This window comes from Hydrogenophaga intermedia, from assembly GCF_000723405.1.
GTDB classification, from domain to species: Bacteria; Pseudomonadota; Gammaproteobacteria; order Burkholderiales; family Burkholderiaceae_C; genus Hydrogenophaga; species Hydrogenophaga intermedia.
Genome location: NZ_CCAE010000064.1, coordinates 1 through 23,709 on the forward strand (window position 1 = coordinate 1; position 23,709 = coordinate 23,709).

Here is a 23,709-nt window from a genome sequence, read left to right on the forward strand (position 1 = left end):
AGAAGACCTTACTCAAGGGGTCAAAGTTGGATGAAAAAACTCAGCTCAGAGGGGTCAGATTTACGTGGAAATCAACAGGATGGGGCCCCGACAAACCACCTTCGGGCCAGACGCCGCCAAAATTGTAATTACGATATCTCTTTTACAATCAACGACTTGCGCGCGAGTTTAGTTTTCTGTCGGAATTGAGTAGGGCCTCTGAACCGTTCTTATTATTTCCGGGGCAAAATGTGCAGAATCCTGTACTTTCTAAAACTAGTACCCGGGCGGGCGACGAACGGCATTTGCGTTTTTGCAGATAACCCTCTGCTGCGCATGGTTAATCTGGTGTGGAGATCGCTGCCATTCAGGATGGGCTATGGTCATACCTTGTAGTTGTACCGCTGGGTAAGCCTTCGAGGTTTTTGCAGCGAGTTTGTGACATCTGAAGTGTTGTGGTCACTGACAGGCACTAATTGATGTCACAACAAAGATGCGCCAAGTCGTTGATCTGATTGAACAACGCCTGCGAATCCTGATTAACGTATCTCGAAATCGCTGTATCTACGCAGCGATTGCCTGGGCTCCGAAGCCGAGGGTCGTGGGTTCGATCCCCGCCAGCCGCGCCAGACCAAGCCCTTACGCCAACACCTGCGTGTGTCGCCGGCTCGGCGTTTCGAAGGCCACCAGCCAGGTGTTCCAGGCGTGCCCAGCGTGCAAGACGACGTGCGCAAGCCTTGGTCAGCGAGCGGCGCAAACTCCAAGATTGCTTGACATCACCCTGAGTCGGCCACGCTTTGGCTGCCTTTGGGGGTGCGTAGCGTCGGCGCGCCAGTTTCTGCTGTGTGAGCGTGTCAATCAGGCGCCGCACCACCGCCGCGTGGATCCAGTGGCGGGCCTCGAATGCGTCCAGCGCCTGCTCGATGGTGGGCCGGGCCACGCTGGAAAATGACTTTCGCACCTCATTTCTGCATCCTGACGAGACGCAGACTTGCATTAATCCCACCTCAGTCCCAGTAAACGAATCGGCGTAAACCCTGAAGCTTCAATTGAGGTACGTACCTCAAAATGGGCCGCATGACAGAAAAAGCCGACCTCGCCTCCGGGCGCGCCACGCTCAGCGACGTGGCGCGCGAAGCCCGGGTGAGCCTGGCCACGGCGGACCGCGTCCTCAACAACCGCGCCGGCGTGCACGCCAAGTCCATCGCCCGCGTACGCGAAGCGGTGGCGCGACTGAACTACCGCCCCGACCCCGCCGCCGCGCGGCTGGCGCGCACGCGCTCGCACCGCTGGTGCCTGGTGCTCCCCTCCGGCGGCAACGCCTTCGTGGCGCAGTTGCAGGCCGAGCTGGCAGCCTGCCGCGCCTGGCTGGAAGACCACCGCGCGAGCGTGCAGATCCTGGAGGTCGATGTCTTCGAACCGCAGCGCCTGGCCGATCTCCTGCGCTCGCTGCAGGGCCAGTGCGAGACGGCGATCGTCATGGGCCTGGACCACCCCCTCGTGCAGAACGCCATCGATGGCCTGGTCGACGGCGGCTGCGAGGTGATCACCCTGGTGTCGGACGTGCCGCGCTCGCGTCGCCACGCTTACGTGGGCATCGACAACGCGGCAGCGGGGCGCACGGCCGCCAGCCTGCTTGGGCGCTTTGTCGGCCGCGAGCCGGGCGAGGTCGGTGTCGTCGCTGGCAGCCTCTCCTTGCGTGACCACGCGGAGCGTTGTCTGGGCTTCAACCAGGTGATGACGACCGAGTTCACCCACCTGACGGTGCTGCCCGCCGTGCAGGGCAAGGACTCGCCCGCGCTCAACGAGGTGCTCGTGCGGCAACTGCTGGCCGAGCACCCGCGCCTGCGCGCGATCTACAGCGTCGGCGCGGGCAACGCCGGCATCTCGGCGGCCCTCAAGGCGGCCGGGCGCGAGCGCGAGGTGGTCTTCATCGGCCACGAGCTCACGCCCGCCGCGCGCGCCGATCTGCTCGATGGCACCCTGGACGCGGTGATCAACCAGGACGCCGGCCACGAGATCCGCTCGGCCTTGCGGCAGGCGCTGGCGCGCGCCACGCGCGAGCCCGTTCACGCGGACCAGGAGCGCATCCGCATCGACATCTACCTCAAGGACAACCTGCCGTGATCACGCTGGGCATCGATCTCGGCACCTCCGGCGTGAAGGCGCTGCTGCTCGAAGACGGCCGGCAGGTCGCCGTCGCCAGCGCGCCGCTGGCGGTGAGCCGGCCACGCCCCGGCTGGTCCGAGCAGGACCCGGCCGACTGGTGGCGCGCCACTTGCGATTGCCTGGACGCGCTGAAGGCCGAGCATGCGCGCGCCCTGGCCGCGGTGCGCGCCATCGGCCTGTCGGGCCAGATGCACGGCGCGACCCTGCTGGGCGCCGATGGGGACGTGTTGCGGCCCTGCATGCTGTGGAACGACGGCCGCAGCGCCGCGCAATGCGAGGCGCTGGAGGCGCCAGCCCTGGGCTTGCGCCAGCGCACCGGCAACCCGGCCATGCCCGGTTTCACCGCGCCCAAACTGTTGTGGGTGCGCGAGCACGAGCCCGAGGTGTTCGCGCGCATCGCCAAGGTCCTGCTGCCCAAGGCCTGGCTGCGTTGGCGGCTCAGCGGCGAATTCGCCGAAGACATGTCCGACGCCTCGGGCACCTTGTGGCTCGACGTGGGCGCTCGCGCCTGGAGCGCGCCGCTGCTGGCGGCCTGCGGCCTCGACGAGCGCCACATGCCGCGCCTGGTGGAAGGCACGGCGCCCACCGGTACGCTTCGCCCCGAATGGGTGTCGCGCTGGGGCTTCGAGCAGGCACCGGTGCTGGCCGGTGGCGCGGGCGACAACGCGGCGGGTGCGGTCGGCGTGGGCGCCGTGGCGCCGGGGGATGCCTTCCTCTCGCTGGGCACCTCGGGCGTGTTGTGGGCCACCACGGCCGGCTTCGCACCGGCACCCGAGCGCGCGGTGCACGCCTTCTGCCACGCGTTGCCGAGCACCTGGCACCAGATGGGCGTGATGCTCTCGGCCGCCGCGAGCTTGGCCTGGTGGGCCGGCGTCACCGGCCGCGACGAGGCGAGCCTGCTGGACGAAGTCGCCGACAGCGGCCCCGCGGACGACGGCGCCTGCTGGTTCGCGCCCTACCTGTCGGGCGAACGCACACCCCACAACGACGCGCAGTTGCGCGGCGGTTTCGTGCACCTGTCGGCCGGCACGCGGCGCGCCGACATGACGCGCGCGCTCATCGAGGGCGTGGCCTACGCCTTTCGCGACATGCGCGACGCGCTGGCCGCCGCCGGCACCCGCATCGCCGAGGCGGACCTCATTGGCGGCGGCGCGCGCTCCGACATCTGGAGCCAGACCCTGGCCGATGTGCTGAACCTGCCACTGCACCAGGTGGCCGGTTCCTCGCATGGCTGCGCGCTCGGCGCCGCGCGGCTCGCGCGCGCGGCTGTCGACGGCGTGCGCCAGTTCGACAAACCCCCGCGCCAGCGCAGCCACGCGCCCGATCCGCAACGCGCGCGGCACCACGACCGCGCCTTCGAACAGTGGCAGGGGCTCTATGGCCGCCTGCGCGATCTGCCTTCTCCCTCACACACACCGGAACCCGCATGAGACACGACCCCACCGGCGGGCAGCGCCCCGCCTACTTCGGCTTCCAGCAGCCGCTGGCCTACCGCGGCCCCGCCTTCGTGCCCAGTGCGCGGGAGCCGTTTGCCTACCGCCACTACGACAAGAACCGCCTGGTGCTCGGCAAGAGCATGCAGGAGCAACTGCGCTTTGCCGTGTGCTACTGGCACAGCTTCGGCTGGGCCGGCACCGACCCCTTCGGCGACCCCAGCTTCGAGCGCCCCTGGCACGGCGCGGGCGAGCCGATGGCGCAGGCCCTGCACAAGGCCGACGTCGCTTTCGACCTGTTCCGCCTGGTCGACACGCCGTACTTCACCTTCCACGACCGCGACGTCGCCCCCGAAGGCGCATCGCTGGCCGAGTTCCACACCAACCTGCGCCGCATCGGCGAGGTGTTTGCCCGCAAGATGCAGGACACCGGCGTGCGCCTGCTGTGGGGCACCGCCAACCTGTTCTCGCACCGGCGCTACATGGCCGGCGCCGCCACCAACCCCGACCCCGAGGTCTTCAGCTACGCCGCGGCGCAGGTGAAGAACGTGCTCGAACTGACGCACGAACTGGGCGGCGCCAACTACGTGCTGTGGGGCGGTCGCGAAGGCTACGAGACCCTGCTCAACACCGACTTGAAGCGCGAGCTCGCGCAGCTCGGCCGATTCCTGCAGCTGGTGGTGGAGCACAAGCACAAGATCGGCTTCAAGGGCCAGATCCTCATCGAACCCAAGCCGGCCGAGCCCACCAAGCACCAGTACGACCGCGACGTCGCCGCGGTGTTCGGCTTCCTGCGCGAGCACGGGCTGGAGCACGAGGTCAAGGTCAACATCGAACAGAACCACGCGCTGCTGGCGGGCCAGACCTTCGAGCACGAGATCGCCATGGCGCAGGCGCTGGGCATCTTCGGCTCGCTCGACATGAACCGCGGCGACGAGCTGCTGGGCTGGGACACGGACCAATTCCCGAACAACCTGCCGCAGGTGGCGCTGTCGCTGTACGAGGTGCTCAAGGGCGGCGGCATCGGCCAGGGCGGGCTGAACTTCGACGCCAAGCTGCGCCGCCAGTCCATCGACCCCGACGACCTGGTGTGGGCCCACGCCACCGCCATGGACCTGTGCGCGCAGGCCCTTCTCGTGGCCGAACGCATGCTGCAGGACGGTGCCCTGCAACGCCACGTGCAGCAGCGCTATGCCGGCTGGGACGGCGAGGCCGGCCGCGCGATCCTCAACGGCGAGCGCTCGCTCGAGGACCTGGCGCGCGACGTCGCCGAGCGCGGCCTCGACCCGCGCCCGCGCTCGGCTCAGCAGGAGCGCCTCGAGCACCTCGTCAACAGCTATCTCTGAACCACAAGAAGGAGCGGGACATGGCCACCAACATCAAGGGCCCGGGCATCTACCTGGCGCAGTTCGCGGGCGACGCCGCGCCGTTCGATTCCTGGGCGTCGATCACGCGTTGGGCGGGCGGCCTGGGCTTCAAGGGCGTGCAGATTCCCTCGTGGGACAAGCGCCTGTTCGATCTGGAGAAGGCCGCGGCGTCCAAGACCTACTGCGACGAGATCGCCGGCATTGCACGCGAAAACGGCGTGGCCATCACCGAACTCGGCACCCACCTGCAAGGGCAACTGGTGGCCGTGCACCCCGCGTACGACGAGGCCTTCGACGGCTTCGCACCCGAGGCGCTGCGCGGCAAGCCCGCGGCGCGCCAGGCCTGGGCGGTGGAGCAGATGCTGCTGTCGGCCAAGGCGTCCAACAACCTGGGCCTCAAGAGCAACGTGAGCTTTCCCGGCGCGCTGGCCTGGCCGTACCTCTACCCCTGGCCCCAGCGCCCCGCGGGTTTGATCGAGGCGGCTTTCGACGAGCTGGCCAAGCGCTGGCGCCCCATCTTCGACGCCTTCGACGAAGCCGACTGCCACGTGTGCTTCGAGCTTCACCCGGGCGAAGACCTGTTCGACGGCGTCACCTTCGAGATGTTTCTGGAGCGCGTGAACAACCACCCGCGCTGCTGCATCAACTACGACCCCTCGCACTTCCTGCTGCAGCAGCTCGACTACCTCGAGTTCATCGACATCTACCACGAGCGCATCAAGGCGCTGCACATCAAGGACGCGGAGTTTCGCCCCAACGGCCGGCAGGGCGTGTACTCTGGCTATCAGCCCTGGGTGCAGCGCGCGGGCCGCTTTCGTTCGCTCGGTGACGGGCAGATCGACTTTGGTGCCATCTTCTCCAAGATGGCGCAGTACGGCTACGACAGTTGGGCCGTGCTGGAGTGGGAGTGCTGCCTCAAGCACCCCGAGGCTGGCGCCGCCGAAGGCGCGGTCTTCATCCGCGACCACCTCATCCGCGTCACGGAAAAGGCCTTCGACGATTTCGCCGGTGGCCAGACCGATGCGGCGCAACTGCGCCGCATGCTGGGCCTGAACCGGGAGGCCGCATGACCATCGAAGCCAGCGGGCCCGCGGCGCAGGCGCGTCGTCGCATCCGCCTGGGCATGGTGGGGGGCGGGGAGGGGGCCTTCATCGGCGCGGTGCATCGCATCGCCGCCCGACTGGACGACCACTACGAACTGATCGCGGGTGCGCTCTCGTCCACGCCCGAGAAGGCCTTGCGTTCGGCCGCCGCGCTCGGGCTGGCGCGCGGCTACGCCGACTACCAGACCATGGCGCGCGAGGAAGCCGCGCGCGACGACGGCATCGAGGCGGTGGCCATCGTCACGCCCAACGACCAGCACGCGCCCGCCGCCCAGGCCTTTCTGGAAGCGGGCATCCACGTGATCTGCGACAAGCCGGTGACCACCACCCTGGCCGACGCCGAGCGCCTGCGCTCGCTCACGCGCTCCAGCGGCCGCCTGTTCGCCGTCACCTACAACTACTCGGGCTATCCCATGGTGCGCCACGCGCGGCGCCTGGTGCGCGAGGGCGCGCTCGGCGACATCCGCCTCGTTCAGGTGGAGTACCCGCAGGACTGGCTGACCGAGCCGCTGGAATTCACCGGCCAGAAACAGGCCGCCTGGCGCACCGACCCGCAGCGCTCGGGCGCGGGCGGCTGCGTGGGCGACATCGGCACGCACGCCTACCAGCTCGCGGGCTTCGTGAGCGGCCTGCAGCCCACGCAGCTCTGCGCCGAACTCAGCACCTTCGTGCCCGGGCGCGCGCTGGACGACAACGTGCAGGTCATGCTGCGCTACGCCAATGGCGCGCGCGGCCTGCTGTGGGCCAGCCAGGTGGCGCCGGGCAATGAGAACGCCTTGCGCCTGCGCGTCTACGGCAGCCGCGCTGGTCTCGAGTGGCAGCAGGAGCAGCCCAACCACCTGCGCTTCACGCCTTTCGGCGAGGCACCGCGCACCATCTCGCGCGGCACGGCTTCGGCCAATGCCGACGCCGCGCGCGTGACGCGCCTGCCCTCGGGTCACCCTGAGGGCTACCTCGAGGGCTTCGCCACCGTCTACGGCGAGATCGCGCAGGCGATCCACGCGGCGCGCGAAGGCCGGCCGGTGCCGGCGGAAGTGGACTTCCCCACCATCGAAGACGGCATCCATGGCGTCGCCTTCATCGAAGCGGCCGTGCGTTCCTCCGCTGCGGGCGCGGTATGGGTGAAGGTCTGACATGAGCCTTCGCGTGCGCTTCGACGGCGTCTGCAAGCACTTCGGCCCGGTGCAGGTGCTGCACGGCGTGAGCTTCGAGCTGGAGCCGGGCCGCGTCTACGGCCTGCTCGGCGAAAACGGCGCCGGCAAGTCCACGCTCATGAAGATCCTCTGCGGCTACGAGCAGGCCGGCCCGGGCGGCTTCAGCATCGACGGCGAACCTTGCCGCTTTGCCGATTCGCGCGAGGCCGAAGCCGCCGGCGTGGTGCTGATCCACCAGGAGTTCAACCTCGCCGATGACCTGAGCGTGGTGCAGAACATCTTCCTGGGCCGCGAGCGGCGCCGCGGCTGGCTGCTGGACGAAGCGTCCATGCGCGAGAGCGCGCGCGAAGCCATGGACGCGGTGGGCCTGTCGATCGACCCCGACACCCGCGTGCGCGATCTCATCGTGGCCGAGAAGCAGTTGGTGGAGATCGCGCGGGCCCTCTCGCGCCAGGCCCGGCTGCTGGTGATGGACGAACCCACCGCGACGCTCACGCCGGGCGAAACCCACCGCCTGTTCGCGCTCATCCGCCAGTTGCGCGATCGGGGCGTGACCGTCATCTACATCTCGCACAAGCTCGACGAGGTCGAACAGATCACGGACGAGATCGTGGTGATGCGCGACGGCCGCTTCGTCACGCGCGGCCCCACCGCCGGCCACACCCGCCAGGACATGGCCAACCTCATGGTGGGCCGCGAGCTCACCGACATGTTCCCGCCCAAGGCGCCGCTGCCCGATGCGCCGCCCCTGCTCGCGGTGCGCGAATTCAGCGTGCCCGGCTGGGCGCAGGACGTGGGCTTCGAGGTGCGCCCGGGTGAGATCCTGGGCTTCGCCGGTCTGGTGGGCGCGGGCCGCACCGAGCTCTTCGAGGGCCTGCTGGGCCTGCGCCCGCGCGCGGGCGGCGAGGTGCGGCTGCAGGGCGAGCCGGTGCGCTTCAAGGACCCACGCGCCGCCGCCCGCGCGGGCCTGACCTACCTCAGCGAAGACCGCAAGGGGCGTGGCCTGCACGTGGGCCTGTCTCTGCAGGACAACCTGACGCTCATGGACCTCGACCGCCACGCGCGGCCCTGGCTCGACGCCGCCTCGCAGCGCGCCGCGCTGCAAGCCGCGGTGCGGGACTTCCGCATCCGCGCGGGCAGCCTGGACGCCCGCGCGGGCTCCCTATCCGGTGGCAACCAGCAGAAGCTGGCCATCGCCAAGGTGCTGCAGCCGCGCCCGCGCGTGCTGGTGCTGGACGAACCCACGCGCGGGGTGGACGTCGGCGCCAAGCGCGACATCTATTTCCTGATCGCGCGCCTGGCCGCCGAAGGCCTGGGCGTGATCGTCATCTCGTCGGAGCTGGTCGAACTCATCGGCCTGTGCCAGCGCGTGATCGTCATGCGCGCCGGGCGCGTGCAGGCCACGCTCGCCGGCGACCACCTGAACGAAGAGGAGCTCATCGCCCATGCCACCGGCACCCACTAGTCCCCTGCCACCCGGCGCCGCCGTGGCCCCCGCCGCCGACCCGGCCAGCCCGCCCGCGCGCCGCCACGGTGACTGGAGCGCGCGCTTTGCCGCTTACGGTCCGCTCGCCGGCCTGGTGCTGCTGTGCATCGCCGGCACGCTGCTCAACCCGGACTTCGCCACCTGGGACAACGGCATGAACGTGCTCACGCGCACGGCCTTCATCGGCATCATCGCGGTGGGCATGAGCTTCGTCATCATCTCCGGCGGCATCGACCTGTCGGTGGGCTCCATGGCGGCGCTGATCGCCGGCAGCACCATCCTGGTGATGAACCAGCTCGCGCCGCTGGTGGGCTCGCCGCTGGTGGCGGTGCTGCTGGGCGCCCTGGTGGCGCTGGTGCTGGGCGCGGTGTTCGGCCTGGCGCATGGCCTGCTCATCACCAAGGGCCGCATCGAGCCCTTCATCGTCACGCTCGGCACCCTGGGCATCTTCCGCGCCTACCTCACCTACTTCGCCAACGGCGGCGCCATCACGCTCGACAACGAGCTGGTGGACGTCTACAGCCCGGTTTACTACGGCAGCTGGCTGGGCATTCCCATCCCCATCTGGGTGTTCGCGGTCATCGCGCTGGCTGGCGGCTTCCTGCTCAACCGCACGCGCTACGGCCGCTATGTGCAGGCCATCGGCTCCAACGAACAGGTGGCGCGTTACTCGGCGGTGGCGGTGGACCGCGTGAAGGTGCTCACCTACGTGCTGCTGGGTGGCTGCGTGGCGGTGGCCACGCTGCTGTACGTGCCGCGCCTGGGCTCGGCATCGCCCACCACGGGCCTGCTGTGGGAGCTCGAGGCCATCGCCGCCGTCATCGTCGGCGGCACCGCGCTCAAGGGCGGCGGGGGGCGCATCTTCGGCACCGTGGTCGGTGCCGTGCTGCTCTCCGTCATCAGCAACATCCTGAACCTCACCAGCATCATCAGCGTGTACCTGAACGCGGCGGTGCAGGGGTTCGTGATCATCGTCGTCGCCTTCCTTCAACGGGGGCGCCGGTGAGACGACCCGCGCGGTGCCCATGCAGGCCGCGCGCTTTCCTGTGACAGCGAAACCCAACCGGAGACAAACATGCAACGCAGACTGTTCGCCTTGACCGCTCTCGCCATCGGCACCCTCTTCACCGCGCCAGCCTTCGCCCAGAACAAGCCCGTCATCGGCGTGTCCGTGCCCGCGGCCACGCACGGCTGGACGGGCGGGGTGGTGTACTGGGCCAACCGCACCAAGGACGAGGTGGAGAAGCAATACCCCGGCGTGAAGGTGATCGTGAAGACCGCCGCCTCGCCGTCCGAGCAGGCCAACCAGATCCAGGACCTGCAGGCCGTCAACAAGATCGACACCCTGGTGATCCTGCCCTTCGAGTCGGCGCCGCTCACGCGACCCGTGGCGCAGGTCAAGAGCAAGGGCGTGTTCGTGACCGTCGTGGACCGTGGCCTGACCGACCCCAACGCACAGAATGCCTACGTGGCGGGCGACAACCCCGGCTTCGGCAAGGTGGCCGGCGAATACATGGCCAAGGCCATGGGCGGCAAGGGCAACGTGGTCATCCTGCGCGGCATCCCCACCGTCATCGACAACCAGCGCGTGGACGCGTTCAACGAAGTGATGAAGGCGCACCCCGGCATCAAGGTGCTGGACGCCAAGCACGGCAACTGGAACCGCGACGACGCCTTCAAGGTAATGCAGGACTTCCTCACGCGCTTCAAGCAGATCGACGCGGTCTGGGCGTCCGACGACGACATGGCGGTGGGCGTGCAACGTGCCATCGAGCAGGCCAAACGCACCGACGTCAAACTCGTGGTGGGCGGTGCCGGCGCCAAGGACTACATCAAGAAGGTCATGGACGGCGACAAGCTCGTCACCGCCAACGTGACCTACTCGCCCAGCATGATCGCCGACGCCCTCAAGCTCACGGCCGAGTCGCGGGTCACCGGCAAGCCGATGCCCGCGACGACCATCATTCCCTCGGTGCTGGTGACCAAGGAGAACGCGGCGAAGTACTACTTCCCGGATTCGCCTTACTGATAGGGGCGCATCGCCGGGTCGTCGGCCCTGGCGAGCTGCGTGTCCATCACCGCGCGCTCGGCGGCCATCTGCATTTGCTGCACCTGTGCCGGCGTTGGCTCGGGGTAGGTCTCGCCGTGCGCCACCAGGCCCATGCGGTACGCCTCGGCGGCCTCGGCCTGCACGTAGGCGCGGCTCAGGTAGCTGTGGCCCAACTGGCGCTCCACTTCGGGCGCCGTGGCTTCGCCACGCTCGATCAGGCCGGCGGCCTCGGCACCGGCGACAGGGCCCTGCACCTGCGAGCGCGTTTCCTCCGCCGGTGGCGCGCTGTACTGCAGGGCGTCGGCGCCGTGCACCGGCAGCCCCGGGTCGTTGGCGAAGCTCAGGCCCGCGGCGCCCAGCGTCAGGGCGAGGGGCAGCAGGAGGTGGTTCCTGGTGTTCATGGTGATGTCCTTTCTTCGGTTGAATGGAAGGCCCTTCAGGGGCGCCGGTCTTCTCCCGGCCGGCTGGTTCCGTCAGTGTTGTGCCGCTGCGGGGCGGCGGCTGTAGGACGGCGCGCCGTCGCCCACTCGGTCAAGGCCGACCGCGCGGCGCCGCGGTGCCCGGCGCGCGCACGGCGTCGCCTCAGCGCGACAGGGCCGTCGCGGCGGCCGCCGGCGCCGCCGCCCGCTCACCCGCCAGCGTGCGCTGCCCCAGCGCCACGGTGATCCAGGCGGCCGCGCTGGCCACCACCGACACCCAGAAGCCGTTCTGCGGGCCGAAGGTGTCGACCACCCAGCCCGCCACGAAGGCGCCCAGGGCCATGCCGATGCCAATGCCCGTCATCACCCAGGTCACGCCCTCGGTCAGCATCGAAGCCGGCACGCGCCGCTCGATCAGGCCGAAGGCGGTGATGAAGGTGGGCGAGATCGCCACGCCGCTGAGGAACACGGCGGCGGCGAGCAGGGCCACCGAGGAGCCCGCCACCAGCAGCGGCAGCGAGGTCAGCATCAGCACGCTCAGCGCGATCAGCAGCTGGCGCTGCAGGGGCATGGTGGGGTTGATGGCGCCGAGCACCAGGCCCAGCACGAAGGAGCCCAGCGCGTAGACGCCGATCACCAGGCTGGCGCCGCCGGGCTCGCCGAGTTCCTTGGTGATGGCGATCGAGCTCACCTCGGCCGTGGCGAAGATCGCGCCCACGAAGATCAGGGCCAGCGTCACGATCTGCACCGGTCGCAGCCCGATCGCCGAGCCCGTGGGGCCGTCGGCCTGCGGCGCGCGCACGGGCGGCTCCGTGCCGCGCTGCGCCAGAAAGGCCGCCGAGCCCAGCACCAGAAAGAGCGTGCAGGCCAGCATGCCGGCCTCGGGAAACCAGGCCGCGGCCAGGCCCACCGACAGCGAGGCACCGGTGATGTAGAGCAGCTCGTCGGCCGATGACTCGAAGGCGAAGGCCGTGTTCAGCTCGGGCCGGTCGCGGAACAGTTCGCTCCAGCGCGCGCGCACCATCGCCGACATGCTGGGCAAGGTGGCCGCGCCCAGGGCCGCGGCAAACAGGGTCCAGGCCGGCCAGGCCAGGTGGCTCGCCAGGATCAGAAGCAGGAAGGCCAGCGCCGACACGACCGTGGCCGGCGCGGCCACGCGGGTCTGGCCGTAGCGGTCGACCAGGCGCGAAATCTGGGGGGCGAGGAAGGCGTTGCCGATGCCGTAGGTGGCCGCGACCGCGCCCGCCAGCCAGTACTCGCCCAGGGTCTGGGACAGCATGGCGACGATGCCGATCGGGGCCATGGCCAGTGGCAGCCGGCCGACGAAGGCGGCCGCGGAAAAGCCCTTGGCGCCGGGTTCGCTGAAGATCTTTGCGTAGGGATTGGGCACGGGAGCGCTCCTTGAAGTGAGGGGGGCGATGCAATAAAATACGTGGCGTATGTATGTTATTGACGTGCATCCCGTATGTCAATTCACGTACGTTCTGTATGTGTTTGATCGGAGCCCCCATGCGCAGAGCCCGCCAGGACATGATTGCCGAGACCCGCGGCAAGCTGATCGCCGCCGCCCGCCAGGCCTTCGGCACGGTGGGTTACGCCCAGGCGTCCATGGACGACTTCACCTCCGCCGCCGGACTCACCCGCGGCGCGCTGTACCACCACTTCGGCGACAAGAAGGGGCTGTTTCAGGCGGTGGTGGACCAGATCGACGCCGAGATGTCGGTCCAGCTCAAGGCCATCGCCGCCCGGGCGCCCAACCGTTGGCAGGCGGTGGTGGACGAGTGGATTGCGTACGTGGAGATGGCGCTGGAGCCCGAGATCCAGCGCATCCTGTTCCGTGACGCGCCCGCCGTGCTGGGCGATCAGTCCCAGTGCCCCAGCGCCAAGAGCTGCATCGACGGCCTGACAGCCAGCCTGGCCGCACTCAAGGACGAGGGCTTGCTGATCGACGCCGACCCGGAAGCGCTGGCGCGGCTCATCAACGGAGCGAGCACCCACGCCGCCACCTGGATCGCCGGCTCGCCGGACCCCGAGGCCACCTCGAAAAAGGCGGTGGCGGGGTTCCGCCAGTTGCTCGATGGCCTGCTGCGCCAGCCGCCCAAGGCAAACAGTGAAGTAAATGCTTGACTTTTCGGGTGCGGCCGGTAAAGTGAAGCCTCCACTTCACCAAAGGGCTTCACACCATGGACAAGACCAGCACCATCCAGCACCACACCTTCGTCATCGACCGCCGCTACGCCCACCCACCCGAGAAGGTGTTCTCCGGCTTCTCTGACCCGAAGAAGAAGCGCCGCTGGATGGGCGGTGACGACGACGGATGGACCATCGAGAAGTTCGACATGAACTTCGAAGTGGGCGGCGCGGAGAGCTGGCGCTTCCGTTTCCAGGGCGGGCCCGTGATGGGCAACGAGGTGCGTTACCTCGACATCGTGCCCGGCCGGCGCATCGTCATCGCCTACACCATGGACACCGAGGGCAAGCGCTTCTCGTCCTCGCAGCAGACGATCGAGCTGCTGCCCGACGCCGGCGGCACGCGCCTGCTCCTCACCGAACAGATCGCCTTCCTGGATGGCAGCGACAGCGTCCAGTCGCGTGAGCATGGCACGCGCGAACTGCTCGACGCACTGGACAAGGAGCTCGGCCTTGTCCGCTGAGGCCACGCTGGACGCGCCGCGCCCGCCCGCGGCGGCCGATCGCGTCTTCCGCGCTCTCGGCGACCCGACGCGGCGCGCCATGCTCGAACGCCTGAGCGAAGGCCCGGCCGCGGCCAAGCAGCTGCAGGAGCTGCTGGGCATCACGCTCACCGCCGTGATCCAGCACGTCGGCATTCTGGAAGACAGCGGCCTGGTGCACAGCGAAAAGGTCGGCCGCACCCGCACCTGCAGCCTGCGCAGTGAAGGACTGGCCGTGGCGGCCGACTGGATCGCGCAGCGCCGCGCGCTGTGGGAGCGGCGGCTGGACCGGCTGGGCGAGGTGCTCGACGACGAGGATGGGGCGCCCTGATCCCCAAACTTTGCGCCACTTCCTAGGGTTAATCCCGAAGCACTAGCGCAAGAAAGTACGGGCGCCGCCCCATTCCGTACCGATGGTGAAAGGCAGCTTGCCCAGAATCCCGTTCACGGCCTGCACGGGTCGCCGTCCGCTTTCGACGAGATGAACTGGAGACAAACGTGAACCTTCGCACCGCTTCCCTCCTGGCGGCCGCCCTGCTCAGCGCAGGCGCCGCGCACGCCAACACCGAGCTCGTGATCGCCACCGTGAACAACGGCCACATGATCGAAATGCAGAAGCTCGGCAAGCATTTCGAGGCCGCCAACCCCGGCGTCAAGCTCAAGTGGGTGACGCTGGAAGAGGGCGTGCTGCGCCAGCGCGTCACCACCGACATCGCCACCAAGGGCGGGCAGTTCGACATCATGACCATCGGCCTGTACGAGGCCCCGATCTGGTCGAAGAAGGGCTGGCTCAAGCCCATCGCCACCGACGCCGCCTACGACGTGGACGACCTGCTGCCCGCCATCCGCAGCGGCCTCTCGCACGAAGGCAAGCTCTACGCCGCGCCCTTCTACGCAGAAAGCTCCATGCTCATGTACCGCAAGGACCTGGCCGACAAGGCCGGCGTGCAGATGCCCGAGCAGCCCACCTGGGCCCAGGTGAAGGACTTCGCCGCCAAGGCGCACGACCCCAAGGCCGGCGTGTACGGCATGTGCCTGCGCGGCAAGCCGGGCTGGGGCGACAACATGGCCCTGCTCACCACCATGGTCAACACCCACGGCGGCCAGTGGTTCGACATGCAGTGGAAGCCGCAGATCGACAGCAAGCCCTGGAAGGACGCCATCGGCTTCTACGTCGATCTGATGAAGCAGTACGGCCCGCCCGGCGCCTCGGCCAACAGCTTCAACGAGAACCTGGCGCTCTTCAACGAAGGCAAGTGCGCCATGTGGGTGGACGCCACCATCGCTGCCTCCTTCATCAGCGACCCCAAGCAGTCCAAGGTGGCCGACAAGGTGGCCTTCGCACAGGCGCCCGTGGCCACCACGCCCAAGGGCGCCAACTGGCTGTGGTCGTGGAACCTGGCCATCCCCGCCAGCTCCACCAAGGACGCCGCCGCGCAGGCCTTCATCAAGTGGGCCACCTCCAGGGACTACATCAACCTGGTGGCCAAGGAGCAAGGCTGGGCCATGGTGCCCACCGGCACGCGCAAGTCCACCTATGCCAACCCCGAGTTCCAGAAGGTCGCCAAGTTCGCGGCCGCTGAGAAGAAGGCCATCGACTCGGCCAACCCCAACGACAGCACCCTGCCCAAGTCGCCCTACGTGGGCGTGCAGTACGCGGCCATTCCGGAGTTCCAGGCCATCGGCATCGCGGTGGGCCAGCAGATGAGCGCCGCGCTCTCGGGCAAGGTCACGGTGGAGCAGGCGCTCAAGACCGCGCAGACCATGGCCGAGCGCGAGATGAAGAAGGCCGGGTACTACAAGTAAGCGCGCGCCTGCCGTTCGGATTCGGACCACCCGCATGAACCGGCTGCTTCCCCGGGGGCTCATGGCCCCGGCGGTGATCGCGCTCCTGCTCTGGATGCTCGTGCCGCTGCTGATGACCCTGTGGTTCTCCCTGGTCAACTACAACCTCATGCAGCCGGGGCAGCACGGCTTCGCCGGGCTCGCCAACTACGAGTACTTCATCACCGACCCGGACTTCTGGCCCGCCGTGGCGAACACGCTGCTGCTCATCGGCAGCGTGATCGCCATCACCGTGGTGCTCGGCGTGCTGCTCGCGCTGCTGGTGAACGATCCGTTTCCGGGGCGCGGCATCGTGCGCGTGCTGCTCATCTCGCCGTTCTTCGTCATGCCCGCCGTCAACGCGCTGCTGTGGAAGCACATGATGATGAACCCCATCTACGGCGTGCTGGCCAACGTGTGGAAGTTCTTCGGCCTGACGCCCGTGGACTGGCTCACCGACGTGCCGCTGGTCTCGGTGATCGTGATGGTGGCCTGGCAGTGGCTGCCCTTCGCCTGCCTGATCTTCATCACCTCGCTGCAGTCTCTCGACCGCGAGCAGATGGAGGCCGCGCGCATGGACGGCGCCAGCGCCGTGCAGCGCTTCTGGTACCTCACGCTGCCGCACCTGGCGCGGCCCATGGCCGTGGTGATCATGATCGAGATGATCTTCCTGCTCAGCGTGTTCGCCGAGATCGCCATCACCACCGCCGGCGGCCCGGGCAACGAGAGCACCAACCTCACCTACCTCATCTTCAAGCAGTCGCTGATGAACTTCGACGTCGGCGTGGCCTCGGCCGGCGCGCTGTTCGCGGTGGTGCTGGCCAACATCGTCGCGGTGTTCCTCATCCGCATCATCGGCAAGAACCTGGACTGAACATGCCGACCAATCCCTGGCTCACCACCTTGCGAACCGCCGGCGCCTGGGCCGCCGCGCTGCTGCTGTTCTTTCCGCTGGGCTGGCTGTTCCTCACGGCCTTCAAGACCGAGCTGCAGGCCATCGCCGTGCCGCCGCTGTTCGTGTTCGAGCCCACGCTGGAGAACTTCGGCGAGGTGCAGCGCCGCAGCGACTACCTGCTCTACGCGCGCAACTCGCTCATCACCAGCGTGGCCTCCACCGTGATCGGCCTGCTCATCGCCGCGCCCGCCGCGTACTCCATGGCCTTCTTCCGCACGAAGCGCACGCGCGACATTCTGATGTGGATGCTCTCCACCAAGATGATGCCGGCCGTGGGCGCGCTGCTGCCCATCTACGTGCTCGCGCAGACCGCCGGCCTGCTCGACTCGCTGAGCGCGCTCACGCTGGTGTTCACCCTGTCCAACCTGCCCATCATGGTGTGGATGCTCTACAGCAGCTACAAGGACATCCCCAACGAAATCCTGGAAGCCGCGCGCATGGACGGCGCGAACCTGTGGGCCGAGTTCCGCCACGTCGTGCTGCCGCTGTCCGTCGGTGGACTGGCCTCCACCGGCCTGCTGTGCCTCGTGCTGGCCTGGAACGAATCGTTCTGGGCACTCAACCTCACCTCGGCCAAGGCCGGCACGCTGGCCACGCTCATCGCCTCCTACTCCAGCCCCGAAGGCCTCTTCTGGGCCAAGCTCTCCGCCGCCTCGCTGATGGCCATCGCGCCCATCGTGGTGTTCGGCTGGTTCAGCCAGAAGCAGCTCGTGCAGGGCCTGACCTTCGGCGCCGTCAAGTGACCCAGGGGACCACCGACATGGCCTACCTCCAACTGAAGAACATCCACAAGCGTTTCGACGACGTGCACGTCATCCGCGGCGTGGACCTGGACATCCGCCAGGGCGAGTTCATCGTCTTCGTCGGCCCCTCGGGCTGCGGCAAATCCACCCTGCTGCGGCTCATCGCCGGGCTGGAGCACATCACCAGCGGCGGCCTCGTGCTCGATGGCCGCGACATCACGCACATGCCCTCGGGCCAGCGCGACCTGGCCATGGTGTTCCAGAGCTACGCGCTCTATCCGCACATGAGCGTGTACGACAACATGTCCTTCGCGCTGAGGCTGGCCAAGGTGCCGAAGGACGAGATCCGCCGCAAGGTGGAACATGCGGCGGACCAGCTCAGGCTCACGCCCTACCTGCGGCGCACGCCGCGCGAACTCTCGGGCGGGCAGCGACAGCGCGTGGCCATCGGCCGCGCCATCGTGCGCGCGCCCAAGGTCTTCCTGTTCGACGAGCCGCTGTCCAACCTCGACGCCGCCCTGCGTGGCAACACGCGCGTGGAGATCCACAAGCTGCACGTCGCGCTCGGCGCCACCAGCATCTACGTCACGCACGACCAGGTGGAGGCCATGACCCTGGCCGACCGCGTCGTCGTCTTCAAGGACGGTCTGATCGAGCAGGTGGGCACGCCGCTGGAGCTGTACGACCGGCCGGCCAACCGATTCGTCGCGCAGTTCATCGGCATGCCCTCGATGAACCTGGTGGCGGCCGGCGCCATCCCCGCGTTCTCGGCCCGCAGCGGTGGTCGGCTCGCGGCCGACGGCCTGCTCGGCGTGCGCCCGGAAGGCCTTCGTGTTCACGCCGCCGATGGCGCGGGCGAGCCCGGCCGCGTCGACCTCATCGAGGCGCTGGGCGCCGACACGCTGATCCACTTGGCCGTGGGCGGTGTGCCGCTGATCGCGCGCCAGAACGAACGCACGCCGCTGCGCGTGGGCGACGCGGTGCGCGTCGAACTCGACCCCACGCAACTGCACCTCTTCGACGCCCAGGGGCAGGCCATCGCCCACCCCGAGACCGTTTCCTGAACCGCCGCACCGTGACCGCCTCCGTGACCCTGCCGCCCCCCGACGCCCGGTTCGTGCTGTTGCACCTCGGCCTGGGCTCCTTCCACCGCGCGCACCAGGCGGTCTACCTGCAGCGCCTCATCGATCGCGGCGACCCGCACTGGACCCTGGCCGGCGGCAACCTGCGCGACGACATGCCCGAGGTGATCGACGCCCTGCGCCGCCAGGGTGGTGCCTACACGCTGGAGACCGTCTCGCCCGACGGCGAGTACCGCTACGAGCGCATCACCGCCATCCGCGAGGTGCTGCCCTACGAGCCCGGCCTCGCGCCCCTCATCGCGCGCGGCGCCGACCCCGCCACGCGCATCGTGTCCTTCACCGTCACCGAGGCCGGCTACTACCTCGACGATCAAGGCCGCCTGGACTGGCGCAGCGCCGACCTGAGCGCCGACCTGCAGCGCGCGCGCCGCGGCGAGGCCGGCACCACGCTCTACGGCACGCTGTGCGCCCTGCTGCGCGCGCGCCGCGCGGCCGGTGCCGGGCCGCTCACCCTGCTCAACTGCGACAACCTGCGCCACAACGGCGAGCGCGTGCGCGCCGGCCTGCTGCAGTTCATCGAGCGCGTGGGCGACGCCCGCCTCGCCGCCTGGGTGCGCGAACACACGAGCTGCCCCAACGCCATGGTGGACCGCATCACCCCCCGCCCGCCGCCGGAGCTGCGCGCGCGCGTGCGCGCCGCCACCGGTTGGGACGACGCCGCGCCCGTCACCGGCGAGCGCTTCATCCAGTGGGTGATCGAAGACGACTTCATCGCCGGGCGCCCCGCCTGGGAGTCGGTGGGCGCGCAGATGGTGGTCTCCGTCGCCCCCTATGAGGAAGCCAAGATCCGCATCCTCAATGCCAGCCACAGTTGCATCGCCTGGGCCGGCACCTTGGCGGGTCTGCAGTTCATCCACGAAGGCGCGCGCACGCCGGCCATCCGGCAGATGGCCTTCGACTACGTCACCGACGACGTCATCCCCTGCCTGTCGCGCCCCGGTGCGCCCAGCCCCGTGGACCTGCCCGCCTACCGCGACGAGGTGCTCGAGCGCTTCTCCAACCCCGCCATCCGCGACACCAACCAGCGCGTCGCCATGGACGGCTTCGCCAAGATCCCCGGCTTCATCGCGCCCACGGTGCGCGAGCGCCTGGCCCAGGGCGCGGCCATCGACAGCGTGGCCCTGCTGCCCGCCCTGTTCCTGGCCTTCCTGCAGCGCTGGCACCGCGGCCGCTTGCCCTACCCCTATCAGGACCAGGGCATGGACCCCGCCGTGGCGCACGCCATCTGCGACGCCGATGACCCCGTGGCCGCGCTCTGCGCCGACGCCACGCTGTGGGGCGACGTCGCCGGCCACGAGCGCCTGCGCGAGGCGGTGCGCCGCGCCGGCGCGCGGGTGGCGCCACTCGCCGGGCCGGTGGTAAGTTCCTGAGCTGGCCACCCACCGAGTCCAGCCATGCCCGTCAGGTCCCTCAGGTCCGCCTCCACGCCCCGCCAGTTCCGGCCCGAGCTGGAGAACGAGTACGCGCGCTCGCCCGAACTCGGCTACGAGCCGCCCGACGAGGCCGGCTTCCTGCGCTGCCTCTCGCACGGCTTTCCCACGCCCCTGGCGCGCTGGCACTACCACGACGAATACGAGCTGCACCTCATCACCGCCACCTCGGGCAAGGTCTTCGTGGGTGACTGGATCGGCCCCTTCCAGCCCGGCCAGCTCGTGCTCACCGGCCCGCGCCTGCCGCACAACTGGGTCAGCATGGATTTGCCCGATGGCGGCGTGGCGTTGCGCGACCTGGTGATCCAGTTCCCGCACGAGCCGCTCGCGCGCGCCAGCGACACCATCCCCGAACTCGCCGAGGTGCTGCCCCTGCTGGAACGCGCCCGCCACGGCATCGAATTCTTCGGCCTGTCCGACGCCGCCGAGGCGCACTGGCACCGTGTGAAGGGCGCGCGCGGCTTGCGCCGCTTCACCGCCTTCTGCGAGTTCATGGCGGATCTGGCCGCCTGCACCGACTACCGCCTGCTCTCCAGCGTGAAGCTGCAGAGCGACGACGATGCGATCCAGCTCGACCAGATCGACGCCGTGGTCAGCCGCATCACCGACCACCTGTCCGAGCAGCACTCGGCCGCCGCGCTGGCGGCCGAGCTGGGCATGAGCGAAAGCCGCTTCAGCCGCTTCTTCCGCCGCGCCACGGGCAACACCTTCACCGACTTCGTCAACCGCGTGCGCATCAGCCGCGCCTGCCAGTTGCTCATGGACACCGACCAGCAGATCACCCACATCTGCTACGAGGTGGGCTACAACAACGTGGCCAACTTCAACCGCCGCTTCCTCGAGATCAGGGGCATGACGCCGTCGGAATTCCGCCGCCAGTCCCTGACCCGTTTTCGCGGCGCGCATTGAGCGGTACCTCGGCCAACCCGAACCAGAGACCGCATGTTCCTCGTCTGCGGAGAAGCCCTCTTCGACGTGTTCGCCGTGGCGCGCACGCCCACCGGCCTCAGCCTGGACGCGCGCGTCGGCGGCTCGCCGTTCAACCTCGCGGTGGGCCTGGCGCGCCTGGCGCAGCCTGTGTCGCTGCTCACCACTGTCTCCAACGGTTTCCTGGGTGAACGCCTCATGCAGGCCTTGCGGGAAGAGGGCGTCGGCACCGACACCCTGCGCCGCAGCGACGCGCCCACCACCCTCAGCCTCATCGGCACCGACGCGGCGGGCGTGCCGTCCTACGCGTTCTATGGCGACGGCGGCGCGGACCGCCTGCTGGCGCCCGAGGCCGTGGTGGCCGTGCCCGAGGCCACGCGCGCCATCTGCCTGGGCTCCTACACCACCGTCGTGGGCGAGACAGCCAGCTCGCTGCGCGCGCTCGTCGAGCGGCACCGACACCGCGCGCTCATCGCCTACGACCCCAACGTCCGCCTGAACGTGCAGCCCGACGTCGAGGCCTGGCGCGGGCAGTTGCGCTGGATGCTCTCGCGCGCCGACCTGCTCAAGGTGAGCGAGGAAGACCTCGCGCTCATCGATGGCCGCGCGCCCGAGGCCTTCGCGCGCGAGGCGCTGGCCAGTGGGGTGTCGCTGGTGGTCGTCACGCGCGGCGCGCTTGGCGCCATCGCCTGGACAGGGCGGGAGCGCGGCGAGGTGGCTGCCCCCACCGTGGACGTGATCGACACCGTGGGCGCGGGCGACACCTTCCAGGCGGCGCTGCTCACCTGGCTGGCCGAGCGCGACGCGCTCCGGCGCGAGGCGCTCGAGGAGCTGTCGCCGACAGCGCTGGACGCCGCGCTGCGATTCGCCACGCAGGCCGCCGCCATCACCTGCGGCCGGCGCGGCGCCGACCTGCCCCGGCGGGCCGAGTTACCGGCGGTCTGAACGCACTGTGTCGGCGGTGCTGGCGCGCGGCATCTGAATCGGTTAATAATAAACCGACGTGCCGGACTAATAATCAATGTGTTCATGCCGGCACCGGAGCCCGCATGAACGTCCTGATCGTCTACGCCCACCCCGAGCCGCGCTCCTTCAACCGCGCACTGCTCGACACCTCGCTGCGCGTGCTGAAGGAGGAAGGCCACACCGTCGAGGTCTCCGACCTCTACGCCATGGGCTTCAACCCCGTGGCCACCGCGGGCGACTTCACCGAGCGGCGCTTCCCGCACGCGCTGCAATACGACCGCGAACAGAAGCAGGCCTCGCAGCGCCAGGGCTTCACCGACGACATCCAGGCGGAAATCGACAAGCTCCTGCGCTGCGAGCTGCTGATCCTGCAGTTTCCGCTCTGGTGGTTCTCGGTGCCCGCCATCATGAAGGGCTGGATCGACCGCGTGTTCGCCAACGGCACGGTGTACGGCGCGGGCGGCAAGCGCTTCGACCAGGGTGGGCTCAAGGGCCGCAAGGCCATGCTGTCGTTCACCACCGGGTGCTTCCCCGAGATGATGGAAAGCGATGGCCTGCTCGGCCAGCGCGACGTGATCCTCTGGCACCTGCACCACGGCACCTTCGGCTACAGCGGCCTGCAGGTGCTGCAGCCCTTCGTGGGCTGGTCCATCCAGTACAGCGACGAAGCCCAGCGCCACGCGCACCTCGAGGCCTATGCGGCGCGGTTGCGCGGCATCGGGCACGAGGAGGTCATGGCCACGCACCCCCTGGCCGACTTCGGGCCCGACTGGCGCTTGAAGCCCGGCATCGAACCGCGCACCGTGGGGCATCGGCGGCCCGAAGGGCAGGACGCCGCGCGATGAGCACCACCGACCTCACGCCCGATGGTGCGATCACGCTGGCCGATCGCCTGCAACTCAAACCCGCCGGCCCCGGCCGCTGGCGCAGCCTGCATGGCGACGCCAACCAGAACGGCCGCTCCTACGGCGGGCAACTGCTGGGCCAGGCCCTGCGCGCCGCGCTCATGGAAGCGCCCGAGGGTCGACCGCCCACCATGATGCAGTTCCTCTTCCTGCAGGGTGCCATGCCGGACCAGCCCATCGTCTTCGACGTGAAGCGCCTGCAGGATGGCAAGCGCTTCACCTCGCTGCACGTGCGCGGCGCGCAGGGCGAGCGCACCGTGCTCGACGCGCAGGTGAGCTGTGCGCTGCCACTGCCCGGGCCCGCACATGCCGAGGTGTCGTTGGCGCCCGCAGGTGAACGACCCGAGGCGTTGCCGACGCTCGATGACGTGCCCCCGGCGCTGCGGGACCAGATTGCCCTCATGGGCGGCTACGGTCGCGACTGCAACGCCGCGATCGACTTCCGCATGCCCGATCCGCTGCGCCAACTGGACGGTGCCACGGCCCGGCCGCACTTCCGCTACTGGATGAAGGTGCCCCAGGCGCTGCCAGACAACCCGCACCTGCACGCCGCCGCCTTCGCCTACCTCTCGGACTGGTGGCTCAACTACTGCATCCTCGCGCCGCACCTGTCGCGCGCGGGCGAGCGCGGCATGTACATCGCCAGCCTGAACCACGCGCTGTGGCTGCATGCGCCGCCGCGATCGGACCGCTGGCTGCACGTGCACGCGGTCTGCGCCCACGCCGCGCACGGCCGTGGCCTGGCCATCGCGCAGTACCACGACGAAGACGGCCGCCACATCGCGACGGCCACGCAGGACTGCCTGGTGACCCACACGGATTGAGCCTCTGGCCCAGCCTCAGATCGCCTTGACCAACTCGGGCACGGCCTCGAAGAGGTCGGCCTCCAGCCCGTAGTCGGCCACGCTGAAGATCGGCGCCTCCGGGTCCTTGTTGATCGCCACGATCACCTTGGAGTCCTTCATGCCCGCCAGGTGCTGGATGG

General features: G+C 69.1%; 22 protein-coding genes and 1 pseudogene. 20 read left to right on the forward strand and 3 right to left on the reverse strand.

Annotation, left to right across the window (positions count from 1 at the left end):
* The first annotated feature begins 1,056 nt into the window (after positions 1–1,056).
* From BN948_RS22510 to BN948_RS22545, 8 genes are all read left to right on the forward strand, one after another.
* On the forward strand, positions 1,057–2,106 hold the full coding sequence (locus tag BN948_RS22510; RefSeq protein ID WP_035623993.1) for a LacI family DNA-binding transcriptional regulator: 1,050 nt from the start codon (positions 1,057–1,059) through the stop codon (positions 2,104–2,106).
* Positions 2,103–3,578, forward strand: a complete 1,476-nt coding sequence (gene xylB / locus BN948_RS22515) for a xylulokinase (protein WP_238327252.1) — start codon at positions 2,103–2,105, stop codon at positions 3,576–3,578. Before BN948_RS22510 ends, xylB begins: the two co-directional genes overlap by 4 nt.
* Entirely contained in the window at positions 3,575–4,927 is a 1,353-nt protein-coding gene (gene xylA, locus BN948_RS22520; RefSeq protein WP_051756301.1) for a xylose isomerase, read from the forward strand. Before xylB ends, xylA begins: the two co-directional genes overlap by 4 nt.
* Before the next feature lie 20 nt (positions 4,928–4,947).
* The gene (locus BN948_RS22525) at positions 4,948–6,018 is read left to right on the forward strand and encodes a sugar phosphate isomerase/epimerase family protein (protein WP_009520584.1); all 1,071 of its coding nucleotides are present in this window, start codon (positions 4,948–4,950) and stop codon (positions 6,016–6,018) included.
* Complete coding sequence (locus BN948_RS22530) at positions 6,015–7,184, forward strand: Gfo/Idh/MocA family protein (protein WP_009520583.1); 1,170 nt, start codon at positions 6,015–6,017, stop codon at positions 7,182–7,184. The genes BN948_RS22525 and BN948_RS22530 overlap by 4 nt, the downstream gene beginning before the upstream one ends.
* 1 nt (position 7,185) lies before the next feature.
* Positions 7,186–8,670, forward strand: a complete 1,485-nt coding sequence (locus tag BN948_RS22535; RefSeq protein ID WP_009520582.1) for a sugar ABC transporter ATP-binding protein — start codon at positions 7,186–7,188, stop codon at positions 8,668–8,670.
* Positions 8,651–9,697, forward strand: coding sequence for an ABC transporter permease (locus BN948_RS22540; protein ID WP_009520581.1), 1,047 nt, complete (start codon positions 8,651–8,653; stop codon positions 9,695–9,697). The genes BN948_RS22535 and BN948_RS22540 overlap by 20 nt, the downstream gene beginning before the upstream one ends.
* A gap of 69 nt (positions 9,698–9,766) precedes the next feature.
* Positions 9,767–10,720 carry an ABC transporter substrate-binding protein gene (locus BN948_RS22545; RefSeq protein ID WP_009520580.1) on the forward strand — a complete coding sequence of 318 codons (954 nt, stop codon included), beginning with the start codon at positions 9,767–9,769 and terminating at the stop codon, positions 10,718–10,720.
* Here the strand turns inward: BN948_RS22545 and BN948_RS22550 are convergent.
* Together BN948_RS22550 and BN948_RS22555 are read right to left on the reverse strand one after the other, a co-directional pair.
* A complete protein-coding gene (locus BN948_RS22550; RefSeq protein ID WP_009520579.1) occupies positions 10,714–11,142 on the reverse strand; it encodes a hypothetical protein in 429 nt (142 codons plus the stop codon). The two genes, BN948_RS22545 and BN948_RS22550, sit on opposite strands and share 7 nt — an antisense overlap.
* 181 nt (positions 11,143–11,323) lie before the next feature.
* Entirely contained in the window at positions 11,324–12,550 is a 1,227-nt protein-coding gene (locus BN948_RS22555; protein ID WP_009520578.1) for an MFS transporter, read from the reverse strand.
* A gap of 119 nt (positions 12,551–12,669) precedes the next feature.
* Between BN948_RS22555 and BN948_RS22560 the strand changes: the two genes are divergently transcribed.
* The 12 genes from BN948_RS22560 (at position 12,670) to BN948_RS22615 (ending at position 23,548) form a co-directional block, all read left to right on the forward strand.
* Positions 12,670–13,287 carry a TetR/AcrR family transcriptional regulator gene (locus tag BN948_RS22560; protein WP_009520577.1) on the forward strand — a complete coding sequence of 206 codons (618 nt, stop codon included), beginning with the start codon at positions 12,670–12,672 and terminating at the stop codon, positions 13,285–13,287.
* A 56-nt stretch (positions 13,288–13,343) separates the two neighbouring features.
* A complete protein-coding gene (locus tag BN948_RS22565; protein ID WP_009520576.1) occupies positions 13,344–13,814 on the forward strand; it encodes an SRPBCC family protein in 471 nt (156 codons plus the stop codon).
* Positions 13,804–14,163, forward strand: a complete 360-nt coding sequence (locus tag BN948_RS22570; protein ID WP_009520575.1) for an ArsR/SmtB family transcription factor — start codon at positions 13,804–13,806, stop codon at positions 14,161–14,163. Before BN948_RS22565 ends, BN948_RS22570 begins: the two co-directional genes overlap by 11 nt.
* 167 nt (positions 14,164–14,330) lie before the next feature.
* Entirely contained in the window at positions 14,331–15,638 is a 1,308-nt protein-coding gene (locus BN948_RS22575; protein ID WP_009520574.1) for an ABC transporter substrate-binding protein, read from the forward strand.
* A gap of 34 nt (positions 15,639–15,672) precedes the next feature.
* Positions 15,673–16,530 carry a carbohydrate ABC transporter permease gene (locus BN948_RS22580; protein ID WP_009520573.1) on the forward strand — a complete coding sequence of 286 codons (858 nt, stop codon included), beginning with the start codon at positions 15,673–15,675 and terminating at the stop codon, positions 16,528–16,530.
* A 2-nt stretch (positions 16,531–16,532) separates the two neighbouring features.
* Entirely contained in the window at positions 16,533–17,354 is an 822-nt protein-coding gene (locus tag BN948_RS22585; protein ID WP_009520572.1) for a carbohydrate ABC transporter permease, read from the forward strand.
* A 17-nt stretch (positions 17,355–17,371) separates the two neighbouring features.
* A complete protein-coding gene (locus BN948_RS22590) occupies positions 17,372–18,418 on the forward strand; it encodes an ABC transporter ATP-binding protein (protein ID WP_009520571.1) in 1,047 nt (348 codons plus the stop codon).
* Between the two features lie 56 nt (positions 18,419–18,474).
* Entirely contained in the window at positions 18,475–19,866 is a 1,392-nt protein-coding gene (gene dalD, locus BN948_RS22595) for a D-arabinitol 4-dehydrogenase (protein ID WP_035624004.1), read from the forward strand.
* A gap of 24 nt (positions 19,867–19,890) precedes the next feature.
* Positions 19,891–20,835 (forward strand): AraC family transcriptional regulator, encoded by a 945-nt coding sequence (locus tag BN948_RS22600; RefSeq protein ID WP_009520569.1) that lies wholly within the window; start codon positions 19,891–19,893, stop codon positions 20,833–20,835.
* 33 nt (positions 20,836–20,868) lie between these two features.
* The gene (locus BN948_RS22605; protein WP_009520568.1) at positions 20,869–21,798 is read left to right on the forward strand and encodes a carbohydrate kinase family protein; all 930 of its coding nucleotides are present in this window, start codon (positions 20,869–20,871) and stop codon (positions 21,796–21,798) included.
* Between the two features lie 104 nt (positions 21,799–21,902).
* Positions 21,903–22,664, forward strand: coding sequence for an NAD(P)H-dependent oxidoreductase (locus BN948_RS22610; protein ID WP_009520567.1), 762 nt, complete (start codon positions 21,903–21,905; stop codon positions 22,662–22,664).
* The gene (locus tag BN948_RS22615; protein WP_009520566.1) at positions 22,661–23,548 is read left to right on the forward strand and encodes an acyl-CoA thioesterase; all 888 of its coding nucleotides are present in this window, start codon (positions 22,661–22,663) and stop codon (positions 23,546–23,548) included. The genes BN948_RS22610 and BN948_RS22615 overlap by 4 nt, the downstream gene beginning before the upstream one ends.
* 15 nt (positions 23,549–23,563) lie before the next feature.
* Here the strand turns inward: BN948_RS22615 and BN948_RS26810 are convergent.
* Positions 23,564–23,709: pseudogene (locus BN948_RS26810) on the reverse strand (electron transfer flavoprotein subunit alpha/FixB family protein); the annotation flags it as partial.

Coding starts and splice junctions, on each gene's coding strand:
- xylA (WP_051756301.1), top strand. CDS start 3,575: ATGAGACACGACCCCACCGGCGGGCAGCGCCCCGCCTACTTCGGCTTC.
- BN948_RS22530 (WP_009520583.1), top strand. CDS start 6,015: ATGACCATCGAAGCCAGCGGGCCCGCGGCGCAGGCGCGTCGTCGCATC.
- BN948_RS22605 (WP_009520568.1), top strand. CDS start 20,869: ATGTTCCTCGTCTGCGGAGAAGCCCTCTTCGACGTGTTCGCCGTGGCG.
- BN948_RS22545 (WP_009520580.1), top strand. CDS start 9,767: ATGCAACGCAGACTGTTCGCCTTGACCGCTCTCGCCATCGGCACCCTC.
- BN948_RS22590 (WP_009520571.1), top strand. CDS start 17,372: ATGGCCTACCTCCAACTGAAGAACATCCACAAGCGTTTCGACGACGTG.
- BN948_RS22600 (WP_009520569.1), top strand. CDS start 19,891: ATGCCCGTCAGGTCCCTCAGGTCCGCCTCCACGCCCCGCCAGTTCCGG.
- BN948_RS22510 (WP_035623993.1), top strand. CDS start 1,057: ATGACAGAAAAAGCCGACCTCGCCTCCGGGCGCGCCACGCTCAGCGAC.
- BN948_RS22565 (WP_009520576.1), top strand. CDS start 13,344: ATGGACAAGACCAGCACCATCCAGCACCACACCTTCGTCATCGACCGC.
- BN948_RS22610 (WP_009520567.1), top strand. CDS start 21,903: ATGAACGTCCTGATCGTCTACGCCCACCCCGAGCCGCGCTCCTTCAAC.
- BN948_RS22550 (WP_009520579.1), bottom strand. CDS start 11,142: ATGAACACCAGGAACCACCTCCTGCTGCCCCTCGCCCTGACGCTGGGC.
- BN948_RS22580 (WP_009520573.1), top strand. CDS start 15,673: ATGAACCGGCTGCTTCCCCGGGGGCTCATGGCCCCGGCGGTGATCGCG.
- BN948_RS22540 (WP_009520581.1), top strand. CDS start 8,651: ATGCCACCGGCACCCACTAGTCCCCTGCCACCCGGCGCCGCCGTGGCC.
- BN948_RS22535 (WP_009520582.1), top strand. CDS start 7,186: ATGAGCCTTCGCGTGCGCTTCGACGGCGTCTGCAAGCACTTCGGCCCG.
- BN948_RS22560 (WP_009520577.1), top strand. CDS start 12,670: ATGCGCAGAGCCCGCCAGGACATGATTGCCGAGACCCGCGGCAAGCTG.
- BN948_RS22525 (WP_009520584.1), top strand. CDS start 4,948: ATGGCCACCAACATCAAGGGCCCGGGCATCTACCTGGCGCAGTTCGCG.
- BN948_RS22585 (WP_009520572.1), top strand. CDS start 16,533: ATGCCGACCAATCCCTGGCTCACCACCTTGCGAACCGCCGGCGCCTGG.
- BN948_RS22615 (WP_009520566.1), top strand. CDS start 22,661: ATGAGCACCACCGACCTCACGCCCGATGGTGCGATCACGCTGGCCGAT.